Origin of the sequence: Martinezella rhizogenes, from assembly GCF_007002745.1 — a bacterium.
GTDB lineage: Bacteria > Pseudomonadota > Alphaproteobacteria > Rhizobiales > Rhizobiaceae > Agrobacterium > Agrobacterium cucumeris.
In genome coordinates this window covers 581,126-595,191 of sequence record NZ_SGNY01000001.1, presented here as the reverse complement: position 1 = coordinate 595,191, position 14,066 = coordinate 581,126, and the positions used below count along the sequence as shown (strand labels likewise).

The window sequence follows — 14,066 nt, the reverse complement described above, 5'->3', positions numbered from 1 at the left end:
TAGAGAGTAAGAAAACGTCATCATTTTCCTGGGAAAAGCGATGAACCGTTCTGGTCGATGATCAGCTTCGCCTTGCGGATCGTGAACTCCACCGCATCATCCATGCTGCTGAAGACATCGGCGCGCACGAATTCATGCACAAGCACTTCCTCGCCAGCCTTTTTCTCGATGCGGCCGGCCAAGCGGAACTGGCCGCCTTCCTTCAATGGCGTCGCATAGATCAGATAGTCGCCATGCGCATGCGGCTCCACCTGCGCCGTCTTCTGCGGTGCATCGGACGACTGGCCGGAGCCGAAGGCCGAAAGGATTTTGGAAAAAAACGATGCCATGGTTTTCACTCCCTGATCTATCTCGCGTTTGAAGGGCGAATATGCTCCGCCCTTCCCTGTCGTTCGTCCCCGATCAGATGATCAGGTTCGACAGGATTTCGTTTTCGGTAATATCCTCATAGCCAAGGCCTGCGGCCTCGAAACGTTCCAGAAGACCTGCGAAGTTCTCCTGCGCATTGGTTTCGATACCGATCAGGATCGAGCCGAAATTGCGGGCCGATTTCTTCAGATATTCGAAGCGGGCGATATCGTCATCCGGGCCGAGCAGATTGAGGAAATCGCGCAGGGCGCCGGGGCGCTGCGGCAGGCGCAGGATGAAATATTTCTTGACGCCGGTGTAACGCATGGCGCGTTCCTTGACATCCGGCAGGCGCTCGAAATCGAAATTGCCGCCGGAAACGACGGCGATGACCGTCTTGCCTTCCAGCCTCTCGCGGCCAAGCTTTTCGAGTGCGGAGATCGCCAGTGCGCCGGCGGGCTCCAGCACCACGCCCTCAAGGTTCAGCATTTCAATGATCGTCACGCAGATGGCATTTTCCGGGATAAGCATGACCTGCTCAGCCGGAAAATCCTTCAACGCCTTGAAATTCAGATCGCCGATGCGGGCGACGGCCGCGCCATCGACAAAATTATCGACCTTGTTCAGCGTCACCGGTTCGCCGCGTTCAAGGCTCTTTTTCAGGCTCGGCGCGCCTTCCGGCTCGCAGAACACGAAGTTCTCCTTACTGACGGTGCCGGCGAGGAAACCCGTGAGGCCGGCCGAAAGCCCGCCGCCGCCAACCGGCATGACGACGATATCCGGCTTCGTGCCTTCCGGAAGCTGATCCATGATCTCGGCGGCGACCGTCGCCTGACCCTCGATGATATCCTCATGGTCAAACGGCGGTACCATGTAACCGTCATTGTCCTGCACATGCTGACGCGCGGCTGCATAACACTGGTCGAATATATCGCCCACCAGCCGGATCTTGATGAATTCTCCGCCGAAGATGCGGGTTTTTTCGATCTTCTGCTGCGGTGTCGTCACTGGCATGAAAACCACGCCGTGAACGCCGAAATGGCGGCAGGCGAAAGCAAAGCCCTGGGCGTGGTTGCCGGCGGACGCACAGACGAAAACCTTGTCCTTGCCGGCCTTGGCCACCGCCTTGCGGAGAAAGTTGAATGCGCCTCTAATCTTGTAGGAACGGACCGGGGACAGATCTTCACGCTTCAGCCAAATCGACGCGCCATACCGACGGCTGAGATGTTCATTCAACTGCAACGGCGTTTCCGGGAATATTTCCCGCACTTCCCGCCGCGCTGCTTCCACAAGCTGCTTGTCCACGATAGTCAATCCATTGAAATTCATAATGGCACCCGCTATGCCATAGGAAGGCGTCGGAGACAAAGACTCATTTCAGCGCGGCCACGAACTCTGGGTTTCATCTCTTGAACAGCAACCTTCTGCGCTCCGTCATCTATGTGGCGTCCATCTTCGGGCTCTACCTTGCAACGGCCATGTTCCTGCCGGCGCTTACCGATCTTTATTACGGCAATGACGACTGGATGGTGTTTGCGCTTTCCGGTTTCATGTGCGGCGGCTTTGCGCTTGCCTGTGCGCTGGCGACCCGCGGACCGATCGCCTCTTTCAACAAACGTTTCGGCTTCCTGCTCGTCAACCTTCTCTGGCTGGTGTTTTCGCTTGTGGGGGCCGTGCCGCTCTATCTTTCCAAGCTCGACCTGACGCTCGGTCAGGCGATATTCGAATCCGTCTCAGCCATCACCACCACCGGATCGACCGCGATTTCCGGCCTCGACAATGCGCCGCAGGGCATTCTTCTCTGGCGGTCTCTTCTCTGCTGGCTCGGCGGCATCGGTATCGTCGCGCTCGGCCTGTTCATCCTGCCGCTGCTGCGCGTCGGCGGCATGACCTTTTTCCGCATGGAATCCTCCGATACCGGCAATGATCGGCCCTTCGCGCGGCTGGCAAGCTTCACCAAGGCTTTCGTGGCGATCTATATCGTCATGACGATTGCCTGCACGGTTGCCTTCGACTTTGCCGGCATGTCGCATTTCGATGCGCTGAACCATGCCATGTCGACCGTCGCGACCGGTGGTTTTTCCACCCATGACGCCTCCTTCGCCTATTTCGACAATACCGCATTGCTGTGGATCGCCACCATCTTCCTGATCTTCGGCAGCCTGCCCTTTTCTGTCATGATCCTGCTTGCCGTGCGTCGCCGGCTGGAGACGCTGCGCGATCCACAGATCGCCGTCTTCCTCGGTTATCTCTGTGCGATTTCTATTGCGGTCGGCGTTTATCACCACCTTAGAAACGGCGTGCCGCTGAATGAAGCGCTCAGCCATTCCTTCTTTAACATGACCTCGATCCTGTCGACCGGCGGCTTTGCCAGCGACGATTATACGCTCTGGGGTCCCTTCGTTGTCGTCGTCGCCTTTTTCGCCACCTTCATGGGCGGCTGTTCCGGCTCGACGGCGGGCGGCATCAAGGCCTATCGTTTTCTCATCATCTTCAATGTGGCGCGGGCCGGGCTGAAGAAGCTGATCTACCCGAACGCCGTCTATTCGGTGCGATACGGCCAGCAGGTGGTCGATCCGGAAACAATCCGCACCATCTTCCTGTTCATCAGCTGTTTCATCGCCCTGTGGATCGCCGGCAGCCTTGCCATGAGCCTGATGGGTTATGATTTCCTCACCGCCACTTCGGGTGTTGCAACAGCGCTTGCCAATGTCGGCCCCGGCATCGGCCCGATCATTGGGCCTGTCGGCAATTTCTCCACGATCAGCGACCCGGCGCTTTATCTGCTCTCAGTGATGATGCTGCTCGGACGTCTGGAAATCCTCACCGTTCTGGTGCTGCTGATGCCGATTTTCTGGAAGAGCTGAGATCGCTGCATCAGCGCAAATAAAGCGCTTGACCTTCCCACGTTGGAATAGTCCAGGCTCTCCCTGTTAGAATTCCAAACCATGGAGAACAGCCTATGTGCAATGGCCATCAGCACCACCACGAAACCACCACTGCTGCCCCTGTCGGCGCAGATCTTTCCTTTCACGTTGAAGACATGACCTGTGGTCACTGCGCCGGTGTGATCAAGGGCGCGATCGAAAAGACCGTTCCCGGTGCTGCCGTGCATGCCGATCCTTCAAGCCGCACCGTTGTGGTCGGTGGCGTCTCCGATGTCGCGCGTATTGCCGAAATCATCACCGCTGCGGGCTATACGCCGGAAGCACGCGCCTGAACCGAAGAGACACCCGGCGGCGCTTTATCGCAGCCGCCGCCGGATCGCCCTGCCCGCTTCACGCTGACGTAAGTCATCAAAACGTTCGTCACGCTTGCCTCCCCCAGACGGCGGATGCCCTCTCCCTTTTTGATCCAGGGATGACGGTGGAGGTTTTTCAACTTCTGGAAATCGCCTTTTCGCCGCGCATCGGCCATATCGCATCTGACGCTAAGAACTGCTGTCGCACATGCTTTGAGGCTGCAAATAAGTCCTGCATGAATGACGATTGAGCGACGCTGCATCATCGGCATGATGGCGGAAAAAGTACCGCATTCGTATCATAACAAAGGCCCGGCTCTTTCGAGCCGGGCTTCTATTTTTCGGCCAAATCCCGCCAACTTACTTCGTCGCCAGATCCTTGGTCATGACGAAATAGTTGAGCGGATGCGGCTTGTAATTTTCGAGCTTGGCGGAATAGGCGTCGAAGACCGTCTCATGGATAAGGAAAACGGAGACGGCTTCGTCGTAAATCTTCTGCGCCGCTTCGCTGTAAATCTCATAACGCTTGGCGGGTTCTGCCGTCGCGTAGGCGGATTTGATCAGCTTGTCGGTCGCCTCATTGCAATAATGCGAGATGTTATAGCTGCCGCCGCAGGTATAATCGGCATTCAGGAAACCGGCGGGTTCGGCAACATCCGTGGCATAACCGCGCGACAGCAGCGCCATATCGAACTTGCCGGCCAGAAGGTCGGGTTCGATAGCGCTGTAATCGGCAACGCGAACATCAACCTTGATGCCGAGTTCCTGCAACTGTGCCTGAATGATCGCCGCGACATCCTTCAGTTCCGTCTTTGCCGTATAGGCAAGCAGCGTCACCTTCAGGCTGCCGGGTGCAATGCCCGCTTCCTTCAGCAGATCCTTGGCTTTTTCCACGTCGTAGGCAGGCTTGCCCTCTTTTCCAGCCCATGGCTCACCCGCGGCAAAGGGCAAGGCGGCGCCTTTCACCGCACCTTCATAGATGCTGTCGGCGATGCCACCGGTATCGATGGCGGCCTGAATTGCCTGCCGTACCTTGAGATTGTCGAAAGGCGGCCTGGAATTGTTCAGCAACAGCTCCGTGATGCGGGGCGACGGGATGGGCGCGACCTTGACGCCGTCGGTCGATTCGATGGTCTTGACGGTCCATGGCGGGACAAGGCGCGAAATCTGTGCTTCCCCGGTTCTTGCCTGGGTGGCGCGGGTGTCGGCATCGGGCACGAAATTCACGCGGCCACCCGCAAGTTTCGGCATGCCGCCCCAATAATCATGATTGGCGGTCAGCATCATATGCTGGCTCGGATCGACCTCCGTGATCTTGAAAGGTCCGGTACAGGTTCCCACTGGATCGACCTTGCCGTCCTTATAAGCCGATGGCGCGAGAATGGAGGTTGCGGGGCTCGCCATCTGCGCCGGAAGCAACACCGATGGCTCGATCGTCGTTATCTTCACGGTATCATCGCCGGCCGCTTCGACGGCAGCAATCAGCTTGGGTGAAAAGGCACGGGCCGGAACCGGGGCCTGCAAAAGATTGGTAAGCGCATTAACTGCGGCCTTGGCATCGAGCGTTTCGCCGTTCTGGAACTTGACGCCCTTGCGCAGCTTGAATTCCCATACCTTGGGGCCGGTCTGTGCCCAGGATTCAGCCAGACTCGGTTCCAGCTTCATGTCGTAGCCGACACGTATCAGGCTTTCGAAACAACCTGCACGGGAGCCGAGATAGGCATCGTCGGACGCCATCTGCCAGCCGGTCTTCACCCCGAAATTATCGTCATAGGTAATCGTGCCGGCCTTAGCCGCGTCGGCTCCAAACGCAGTCACGATGGCGCAAGTCGCCAAAAGTGCGTGCTTCATCATAGAATATTCCCCTTTTATTTTTGATGATAACGCTCACAATTCACTTATTTTCATAAAATTCCCGCTTAAATTTTCTCAAGTCAAAAGACAAAAGAATATCCAGTGGATACTCGACGAATATCCATCTGAATATCATTTATTTTACTGCCCTATACTCGGAATTTAATTCCGATATTAAACCTCAGACACACGATTCATCTGTTTTTACCAAAGCACAAAACCGCAACTGCTTCATGCTTCAACCCCATTCACGCCAATGGTGGCAACGGGCGAAATGCGCGCCCGCAACGCTCTCCAGAACCGGCTCTTTTTCACCGCAAATCGGCGTCGCATATTTGCAGCGGGTGTGAAATTTACAGCCGCCTGGAGGATTGAGCGGGCTTGGCAAATCGCCGTCCAGCAGCATTTCCGGCGCATAAAGGCCGGTCTCATCAAGCATCGATGAGGCGATGAGCGCTTTGGTGTAGGGATGTTTTGGCGCACGAAAGAGCTCTTCCCGGTCGGCGATTTCAACGATCCGACCGAGATACATCACCGCGATGCGATCGCAGAGATAACGCACCACGCGCAGGTCGTGGGAAATCATCAGAACCGTCAAACCATGGCGGCGTTTCATGTCCATCAGCAGGTTGAGTATCTGCGTGCGCATGGAAGCATCGAGCGCCGAGGTCGGTTCGTCGCAGACAAGGAAGCTTGGATTGAGCAGAAGTGCACGCCCGATGACGACGCGCTGCAACTGCCCGCCGGAACACTGGCTCGGATAACGATCGAAAAACGATGCATCGAGACCGACTTCTTCCAGCATCCTGAACACGCGCGCCGTGCGTTCTTCACGGGTGCCGATGCCGTGCTGGGCGAGCGGCGCTTCCATGCTTTGCCCAACGCGCATGCGCGGATCGAGCGCGGAATATGGGTCCTGAAACACCAATTGCACGACCCGGCGCATGCGCCGCAGCGTCTCGCCCTGCATGTGCAATATGTCGTGTTCGCCGATGCTGACCTCGCCTTTGGTCGCGTGGGTCATCCGGGTGATCAGCCCGGCGACAGTGCTTTTACCGCATCCGGATTCGCCGACAAGGCCGAGCACTTCCCCTTCGCCGATGGTCAGGGACACATCGTCGACCGATTTCACCACCCGGTGACCAAGGCCGGATATCGGATAATATTTGCAGAGGTTCTTCGCGACCACATAGGGGCGAGTGTCGCTATCGACCGATGGCGGGGTCTGTTTTACAGCTGTCAATTGCATCATACCCTCCTTCAGCAGACCGCGTGGCTGGTATGGTCGCCGGCATGATCCTCACCGACTGCCCAGCACCGCGCCTTGCGCCCTTCCGGCAATGCATTCAGATCCGGTTCCGACGCCATGCACCGGCTGCCCATGCCTTCCGACTTGGCAAGCGCGCAACGCGGATGAAACCGGCAGCCGCAGGACATGTCATGGGCCTGCGAGCTTGATCCGGGGATCGTCAGCAACTGTCCCTCGCTGTCGGTGGTCAGAAGCGAGCAGCTGATCAGCGCTTTTGTATAGGGATGTTGCGGCGCCTTGAGGATCGCCTGTGTAGGCCCCTCCTCGACGATGCGGCCGGCATACATCACCGCAATCCTGTCTGCGAAAGCGGCAACCACCGACAGATCATGGGTGATCAACAGGGTGGCGAGCCGACGCTTGCGGCGTTCGTCATCAAGCAGGCGCAATATCTGTGCCTGGACGGTGACATCAAGAGCCGTCGTCGGCTCATCGGCGATCAGCAGTTGCGGATTGCCCGAGAGTGCCGCGGCAATCATGACACGTTGCGCCATGCCGCCGGAAAGCTCATGGGCGAAACATTGCGCCCGCGCCGATGGGTCTGGAATGCCGACATCCGACAGGAGACCGACCACCCGGTTGAGCGCAGCACTCCGGCTCATCTTGCGATGGACCCACAGCGGCTCGGCAACCTGCGTCTTCACCCGGCTGGTCGGATCAAGCATCGCCTGTGGCTGCTGGAACAGCATGCCGATATCGGCGCCACGCAGCGCATCGAGTTCGGACGATGAAAGCGCGAGGATATCGCGCCCGGCAAAGGAAATGCGGCCGGAATTGATTTCCGCGCCCTGCGGCAAAAGCCGCATCAGCGACAGGGCCGTCATGCTCTTGCCGGAACCGGATTCGCCGACGAGCGCGACCACTTCACCGGCATTGACGGAAAGCGTGAGGCCAGAAATGACAAATTTTCGGCCATTTTGCGCCGGCACCGAAACGTGCAGGTCCTCTATTTCCAGAAGCGGTGCGCATTCGGGAGACAGGGCCGTAATGGCATGCGTTTGTCCTTCGATATTCATAAGAGTTCCCCTTATTTTTATTGAATCGGAGGCATTTGCGTATTTTCATGCGGCTTCAGACGATATTACTCTCCTTCCAGTTCCTTTGCCTCGGCTATGTTTGACGATGATCAAGCCGGCCATTACCTGCCGACAGGCGTCAATGACCATTCTGTTTTTTGGTCTCCAGGTTCAGCCCGTGCCCGATCCAGGTTACGCTCAGCGCCGATAGGAAAATCGCCAGACCGGGTGCGATGACGAGAATGGGCATGCGCTCCGCATAGGCCTGTGCATCGGCGAGCATCAGCGCCCAGTCGGCGGCCGGCGGCTGCACGCCGAGACCCAGAAACGACAGGCCGCCCACCGTGATCAGCTTGTGGCCAAAACGCAGGAACGCCACGGCCGCAATCGGCCAGATCGTGTTCGGAATGATATGCCGGAAGATGATGAAGCGCCGCGTGCAGCCAAGCACTTCCGCCGCGCGGATATATTCGCGGGAATTGATCGACAGCGTCAGCCCGCGCGCCAGACGCGCAAAGGGTGTCCAGCCGACAATCGTCAGCGACGCGATCAGGGTTCCATATCCCGGCCCGAAGATGGCGACGAGGAAGATGGCAATCACCACGTCCGGAATGGCGATGAGCAGGTCGACCACGCGCATCAGGACTTCGTCGAGGATACCGCGGCTGCGGCCGCTGATGATGCCGACAAAGGTGCCGATGGCGACCGAGAGAATGACGGTGATGGCGGCAATCGTGACCGTGAAACGGCCGCCGATCAGCAACCGGCTGAGCACGTCGCGACCGAGATGGTCCGTTCCCAGCCAGTAGGTGGCGCCTGGCGCATTCAGCCGCAGGCGAAGGTTCTGCTGTGCGGGATTATAGGGCGATATCCATGGCGCGATGACCAGCAGCAGGATGATGACGAGAAAGATCGCCGAACCCGCATAGAAGGTCCAGTGCCGCCGGCTGATGAAGTCCGTGAACCGGCTGAAGGCCGACGGGCGCTTGGGGGTGGCGGTCATTGGCGTGTTGGTCATGGGCGTATTGCTCAGGGGCGTATTGCTCAGGGGCAAGGCGGCTACCGGCGCGCTCGGGAACTGGCTAATGGTCATTGTGACCTCGCATTGCTGGATTGATCAGGACATAAAAGCCGTCGGCCAGGGTATTGATCAGGATCGACAGGGCGACGATGCAGATGAAACCACCCTGCAGCATCGGGATGTCGCGATTGACCACGGCGTCATAGAGAAGCCGACCCATACCTGGAATGGCGAAGATGACTTCCACGACCACCGATCCGCCGAGCAGGCCCGCGAGCCACAATGCAAAGAAGGTGACGACGGGCAGCGAGCCGTTGCGGACACCGTGCCGCAGGACCGTGCTATGCATGCCGAGACCCCGGCTGCGGGCGGCGGTGATATAGGGTGCGCGCAGAACCTCGGCCATTGCTGCGCGTGTCACCTGCGTGAAATAAGCGAGCGGGCGCAACGTCAGGGTCAAGGCGGGAAGCACTAGGGAACGCCAGCTGTCCCATCCCGCCGACGGCAACCAGCCGAGATAGAGCGCAAAGACCAGCGCCGACATGGGCGCGAACCAATATTCCGGCGTCGCAACGAAGGTCTGGATCATCAGTGTCGCGAAATTGTCGAGCCGCCCGCCCGGGCGCATCGCCGCCAGCGTGCCGAGCGGCAGCGCCACGGCGACCGCGATTGCCAGCGCCGTCAGCGCCAGCGTTACCGACACGCCGAGGGAGCGCAGAAGCTCACCGGCCACGGGCTGGCTGCTGGTGAAGGAAAAGCCCAGATCGCCGCGCAGCGCGTTTGAGAGCCATGCGAAATATTGCACGTAGAGCGGCCGGTCGAGCCCGAGGCTTACTCTCAGCGCCTCGACCGCATGCGGATCGAGCGCGGTATCGCGCATGCGGGAAAACAGGATGGTGCGGGCCGGATCGCCACCCGCCATATAGGGCAAAAGAAATGCGATGACGGAAACGATCGTCAGCATCAGGCACAGAATAAGGAAGCGTTGCAATATCTGTATCCACATGGCCCGGTTTCCTTCACCACAATTGGCATTTGCTGCAATCGACGATCAATTCCCGATGGGAACGGCTGTTTATTTCATGAGACGCGACAATTCCGTCGCCACGCCGGAGGTGCCCTTCAGCATTCCGGAGCGTTTGGGCACAACCGCCACCGGAACAAAATCGGGGTCTTCGGATTGCGCCAGATCCTGAATGATAGGGCAATCCGGCTCGCCATTGTCGGGGCAATAGGTTGCGAGATTTCGAAGCGTGTCGGCCATGTCGCGGAGCGAATGCATCTTCGCTTCCAGATCCACGACATGCTCCATGACGATGCGTTTGACATCGCAGGACGCGCCACCCGGATCGCGCCACAGCGTCATCAGCTGCCTGATCTTTTCGATCGAGAAACCAAGGTCGCGTCCACGCCTGATGAAACGCAGCGTCTCCAGATCATTGGCCGTATAGACCCGATATCCGGAATCCGTGCGGTTTGCCGATTTGATCAGGCCGATCATCTCGTAGTGACGGATCATCTTCGCAGAAACACCTGAGGCGGTGGCGGCTGTGCCGATATTCATGGATCCTGCTCCTATCTGTCCGGGGTGAAAAACACGTCTGCATGAATGTCGGCGGTGCGCATGCCCCGCGCCACCAGTTGCGGCACGGTTGCCTCGATCATCGCCGGCGGGCCCGCGAGATAGGCTTTCCAGCCGTCAAGGTCGTCAAAATCATCCGCTACCGCGTTGCCGACATAACCGCACCGCATCTGCGCATGTGGCTCATTGGAGAGAACCGGAACGAAACTCAGATTGCCGTGGCGCGCGGTAAGCGCTTCGAAATACTCGACCATATAAAGATCGCGCAGGGCGCGGGCGCCGAAATAGACATGGACAGGGCGATCCCGGCCCGTCATTTGCCCCGTTGCAAGAGCAGCCTCGACAACCGCCTTGACCGGTGCCAGACCTGAGCCGCCGGCAATGCCAAGGATTGGCCCGCAATGTTTTTCCCGCAGGAATGACGAGCCGAAAGGGCCCACCAAAGTGACAGGATCGCCCACCTTGGCCTGCGCGAATATATGGCCGCTTGTCAGGCCGCCCGGCACGTGCCGGATGTGGAATTCGATCAACTCCTCGTCGATCCGGCTGGCGATGGAATAGTCGCGCGGCGAACAGTCCGGGTAAAGCAGGCGCACATATTGACCGGGTTTAAAGGTAAACTGCGCGCGATCGTCGAGCCTGATGCGGATGAGCTTGATATCATGTGTCGCATCCACGGCTTCCGCCACCACGCCCTCGAAGCGGCCGGTCGGAATATCGGCAAATTCGTCCTCACCGTTGAGCCAGCCGATCGTCACGTCGCTTAGCGGCACGGCGCGGCAGGCGAGCGTCAGGCCTTCCGCCTTTTCCTCTTCGGTCAATGAAAAGGGCGTGTGCTTGAGAAGATCGATCTCGCCGGAGACGAGGTGCGATTTGCAGGCGCCACAGCGGCCCATGCGACAGCCGTGCGGATAGGTGATGCCTGCAGCCAGCGCGGCCTGAAGCACGGTCTCGCCTTGCGCCGCCATTATGCTGCGTCCGATCTGCGGCAGATAGATTGTGTTGCCAGGCGTCATCATATCCGCCCTCCTATTCGGCCGCTGCGAGCTGCATGCCAGCCGCTTTGTCCACCAGCGGCGCACGGAAGCTTTTCAGGCGCAGCGCATTTGTCAGGACAAACACGCTGGAAAGCGCCATGGCTCCGGCGGCAAGGACAGGCGACAGCAGAACGCCGTTGACAGGATACAATATTCCGGCCGCAACGGGAACGAGTGCAGCGTTGTAGGCAAAGGCCCAGAACAGATTCTGGCCGATATTGCGGATGGTCGCCTTGGAGAGCGCGATGGCATTGGCAACGCCGCGAAGATCGCCCGACATCAGCACCACATCGGCGCTTTCAATCGCGACATCCGTGCCCGTGCCGATGGCAAGGCCGACATCGGCCGCGGCAAGCGCCGGCGCATCGTTGATGCCATCGCCAACAAAGGCGACGCGTCGCCCGCCAGCGGCCAGTCTCTTCACCGCCTCGACCTTGCCGTCCGGCAGCACTTCCGCCACCACTTCATCAATGCCAAGACGGCGAGCGATGGCTTCGGCAGTGCGGCGGTTGTCGCCGGTAATCATCGTGACCTTGAGACCCAGCGCATGCAGCGCCGCGATTGCTTCCGGCGTCGTCGGCTTTACCGGATCGGCAACAGCAATGATCACGGCCAACCTGCCATTGACGGCGGCATAAAGCGGCGACTGCCCTTCCCTGCCCAGCCGTTCGGCATCACCGGCGAACATGGAAACATCGTAACCGAGCTTCGTCATGAAGCGATCCGCACCCGCTTCGACCTTGCAGCCATCGACTATCGCCGCCACGCCGAAACCGGGGGTGGCCTCAAAGCTCTCCGCATTGGCAAGCGTCAGGCCGGCATGTTTCGCAGCCTCAACGATTGCCTCGGCGATCGGATGTTCGGAACGGTTTTCGAGTGAAGCAACGAGGCGCAGCACTTCATCCGCGTCGAACCCCTCAGTCGTGGTGAAATGCACCAGTTTCGGCTTGCCGAGCGTCAGCGTACCGGTCTTGTCGACGGCGATGACATCGGCATCACGCAGCGTCTGGAGCGCATCGCCGCGCCTGAACAGCACACCCATCTCGGCAGCGCGGCCGGTGCCGACCATGATAGAGGTTGGCGTGGCAAGGCCCATGGCGCAGGGACAGGCGATGATGAGGACTGCAACAGCGTTGACAAGCGCGAAGGTCAAAGCCGGGTCCGGCCCGAACACGAACCAGACGATGAAGGTGGCGAGTGCGGCCAGCATCACCGCCGGCACGAACCAGTTGGTCACCTTGTCCACCAGCGCCTGAATGGGCAGCTTGTCGGCCTGCGCTTCCTCGACCATGCGGATGATCTGGGCGATCAGCGTATCGGCGCCCACCTTGGTGGCGCGGAAGGTGAAGGAGCCATTACGGTTGACAGTGCCGCCGACGACTTCGGAACCTGCAGTTTTCGTCACCGGGATCGGTTCACCCGTTATCATTGATTCATCGACATAAGAGGAGCCATCGAGTACCAGGCCATCGACGGGTACCTTTTCGCCCGGACGAACGACGATCACGTCACCGGTCTGCACATCCTGCAACGGCACATCGACGGTTTCGCCATTGCGCAGCACGCGGGCCGACTTGGCCTGCAGGCCAACCAGCCGCTTTATCGCCTCGCTGGTGCGACCCTTGGCGCGCGCCTCGAGAAAACGGCCGAGCAGAATGAGCGTGACGATAACGGCCGCCGCCTCATAATAGACATTGGCCGTGCCACGCGGCAGGATTTCCGGCAGGAAAGTCGCGACCACCGAAAATCCCCAGGCGGCGGCAGTGCCCAGCACGACAAGCGAATTCATGTCGGGTGCGAGCCGCAGAAGTGCGGGTATGCCCTTTTTGAAGAAGCGCAGACCGGGTCCGAAAAGAACAAGCGTCGTCAGCGCAAATTGCAGATACCAGCTTTCCCGCATGCCGACCGTTTCCATCACGAAATCATGGATGGCGGGAACCAGATGCGAACCCATCTCCAGCACGAAGACCGGCAGTGTCAGGGCAACGGCGACGGCGAGGCTGATTTTCAGACCGCGCAATTCGGCTTCGCGCCGGTCCGGCTCATCACCCTTGGCTTTGTCCGTGGCGATTTCGCTTGCCTTGTAGCCAGCCTGGCTGATTGCTTCGGCCAGCCTTGCGGCAGAGACGGTATTGCCGGCAACGCGGACAGTGGCGCGTTCCGTCGCCAGATTGACGCTTGCTCCGGAGACACCGGCGACAGCCTTCAGCGCCTTCTCCACGCGCCCGACGCAGGAGGCACAGGTCATGCCCTCAATATCGAGTTCGATGGTTTTCTCATCGACGCCATAACCCGCATTCCGCACGGCTGCGATGACAGCCATCACATCGGGCGGGCCGGAAAAGGCAATATCGGCGCGCTCGGTAGCGAGATTGACCGAGGCCTTGAGAACCCCCGGCACCCTGGCAATCGCCTTCTCGACACGACCGACGCAGGAGGCGCATGTCATGCCATCGATCGCAATCTGATGGCTTGCCCGGATCTCTGTTTGTGACATGCGTATGACCCCTCTTTTCTTTATATCGAAAAAGATAGGGCTTCCCATCGTGGCAAGGTCAATAGGTTCTTTTTGATGATTTTCAAGAAGAGATGACGCGCACGTGAACGGGCGTTTTTACGCCGGCTCAGGACTTGAATAGGGGATAAATCAAAGGGAAG

Annotated in this window: 12 protein-coding genes; 2 read left to right on the top strand and 10 right to left on the bottom strand. The window is 59.1% G+C overall.

Going from position 1 to position 14,066, the window contains the following annotated elements; all coding sequences use genetic code 11:
• Nucleotides 1–20: 20 nt before the first annotated feature.
• Together EXN68_RS03005 and ilvA are read right to left on the bottom strand one after the other, a co-directional pair.
• Nucleotides 21–329, bottom strand: a complete 309-nt coding sequence (locus EXN68_RS03005; RefSeq protein WP_142839566.1) for an HlyU family transcriptional regulator — start codon at nucleotides 327–329, stop codon at nucleotides 21–23.
• 73 nt (nucleotides 330–402) lie between these two features.
• Nucleotides 403–1,677, bottom strand: coding sequence for a threonine ammonia-lyase (gene ilvA, locus EXN68_RS03000; protein ID WP_142839565.1), 1,275 nt, complete (start codon nucleotides 1,675–1,677; stop codon nucleotides 403–405).
• Nucleotides 1,678–1,757: 80 nt separating this feature from the next.
• On the opposite strand from ilvA, the gene EXN68_RS02995 reads away from it, so the two are divergent.
• On the top strand, nucleotides 1,758–3,215 hold the full coding sequence (locus EXN68_RS02995) for a TrkH family potassium uptake protein (RefSeq protein WP_161991175.1): 1,458 nt from the start codon (nucleotides 1,758–1,760) through the stop codon (nucleotides 3,213–3,215).
• Between the two features lie 95 nt (nucleotides 3,216–3,310).
• A complete protein-coding gene (locus EXN68_RS02990) occupies nucleotides 3,311–3,568 on the top strand; it encodes a heavy-metal-associated domain-containing protein (RefSeq protein WP_142839564.1) in 258 nt (85 codons plus the stop codon).
• Nucleotides 3,569–3,949: 381 nt separating this feature from the next.
• Here the strand turns inward: EXN68_RS02990 and EXN68_RS02985 are convergent, their stop codons facing one another.
• From EXN68_RS02985 to EXN68_RS02950, 8 genes are all read right to left on the bottom strand, one after another.
• Nucleotides 3,950–5,443: an ABC transporter substrate-binding protein gene (locus EXN68_RS02985; protein WP_142839563.1), complete on the bottom strand. Its 1,494-nt coding sequence runs from the start codon at nucleotides 5,441–5,443 to the stop codon at nucleotides 3,950–3,952.
• Between the two features lie 238 nt (nucleotides 5,444–5,681).
• On the bottom strand, nucleotides 5,682–6,692 hold the full coding sequence (locus EXN68_RS02980) for an ABC transporter ATP-binding protein (protein WP_161991174.1): 1,011 nt from the start codon (nucleotides 6,690–6,692) through the stop codon (nucleotides 5,682–5,684).
• Nucleotides 6,693–6,703: 11 nt separating this feature from the next.
• Complete coding sequence (locus EXN68_RS02975; RefSeq protein WP_142839561.1) at nucleotides 6,704–7,768, bottom strand: ABC transporter ATP-binding protein; 1,065 nt, start codon at nucleotides 7,766–7,768, stop codon at nucleotides 6,704–6,706.
• Between the two features lie 139 nt (nucleotides 7,769–7,907).
• Nucleotides 7,908–8,861, bottom strand: a complete 954-nt coding sequence (locus EXN68_RS02970; protein ID WP_142839560.1) for an ABC transporter permease — start codon at nucleotides 8,859–8,861, stop codon at nucleotides 7,908–7,910.
• Nucleotides 8,851–9,795 carry an ABC transporter permease gene (locus tag EXN68_RS02965; protein ID WP_142839559.1) on the bottom strand — a complete coding sequence of 315 codons (945 nt, stop codon included), beginning with the start codon at nucleotides 9,793–9,795 and terminating at the stop codon, nucleotides 8,851–8,853. Before EXN68_RS02965 ends, EXN68_RS02970 begins: the two co-directional genes overlap by 11 nt.
• A gap of 69 nt (nucleotides 9,796–9,864) precedes the next feature.
• Nucleotides 9,865–10,353 carry a Cu(I)-responsive transcriptional regulator gene (gene cueR / locus EXN68_RS02960; protein ID WP_142839558.1) on the bottom strand — a complete coding sequence of 163 codons (489 nt, stop codon included), beginning with the start codon at nucleotides 10,351–10,353 and terminating at the stop codon, nucleotides 9,865–9,867.
• An 11-nt stretch (nucleotides 10,354–10,364) separates the two neighbouring features.
• Nucleotides 10,365–11,387, bottom strand: coding sequence for a 2Fe-2S iron-sulfur cluster-binding protein (locus EXN68_RS02955; protein ID WP_142839949.1), 1,023 nt, complete (start codon nucleotides 11,385–11,387; stop codon nucleotides 10,365–10,367).
• Nucleotides 11,388–11,400: 13 nt separating this feature from the next.
• On the bottom strand, nucleotides 11,401–13,905 hold the full coding sequence (locus EXN68_RS02950) for a heavy metal translocating P-type ATPase (RefSeq protein ID WP_161991173.1): 2,505 nt from the start codon (nucleotides 13,903–13,905) through the stop codon (nucleotides 11,401–11,403).
• Nucleotides 13,906–14,066 lie beyond the last annotated feature (161 nt).

Excerpts from the sequence above, each read along its gene's own strand:
- EXN68_RS03005 (WP_142839566.1), bottom strand. The coding sequence starts at position 329 with ATGGCATCGTTTTTTTCCAAAATCCTTTCGGCCTTCGGCTCCGGCCAG.
- ilvA (WP_142839565.1), bottom strand. The coding sequence starts at position 1,677 with ATGAATTTCAATGGATTGACTATCGTGGACAAGCAGCTTGTGGAAGCA.
- EXN68_RS02990 (WP_142839564.1), top strand. The coding sequence starts at position 3,311 with ATGTGCAATGGCCATCAGCACCACCACGAAACCACCACTGCTGCCCCT.
- EXN68_RS02985 (WP_142839563.1), bottom strand. The coding sequence starts at position 5,443 with ATGATGAAGCACGCACTTTTGGCGACTTGCGCCATCGTGACTGCGTTT.
- EXN68_RS02980 (WP_161991174.1), bottom strand. The coding sequence starts at position 6,692 with ATGCAATTGACAGCTGTAAAACAGACCCCGCCATCGGTCGATAGCGAC.
- EXN68_RS02975 (WP_142839561.1), bottom strand. The coding sequence starts at position 7,768 with ATGAATATCGAAGGACAAACGCATGCCATTACGGCCCTGTCTCCCGAA.
- EXN68_RS02970 (WP_142839560.1), bottom strand. The coding sequence starts at position 8,861 with ATGACCATTAGCCAGTTCCCGAGCGCGCCGGTAGCCGCCTTGCCCCTG.
- EXN68_RS02965 (WP_142839559.1), bottom strand. The coding sequence starts at position 9,795 with ATGTGGATACAGATATTGCAACGCTTCCTTATTCTGTGCCTGATGCTG.
- cueR (WP_142839558.1), bottom strand. The coding sequence starts at position 10,353 with ATGAATATCGGCACAGCCGCCACCGCCTCAGGTGTTTCTGCGAAGATG.
- EXN68_RS02955 (WP_142839949.1), bottom strand. The coding sequence starts at position 11,387 with ATGACGCCTGGCAACACAATCTATCTGCCGCAGATCGGACGCAGCATA.
- EXN68_RS02950 (WP_161991173.1), bottom strand. The coding sequence starts at position 13,905 with ATGTCACAAACAGAGATCCGGGCAAGCCATCAGATTGCGATCGATGGC.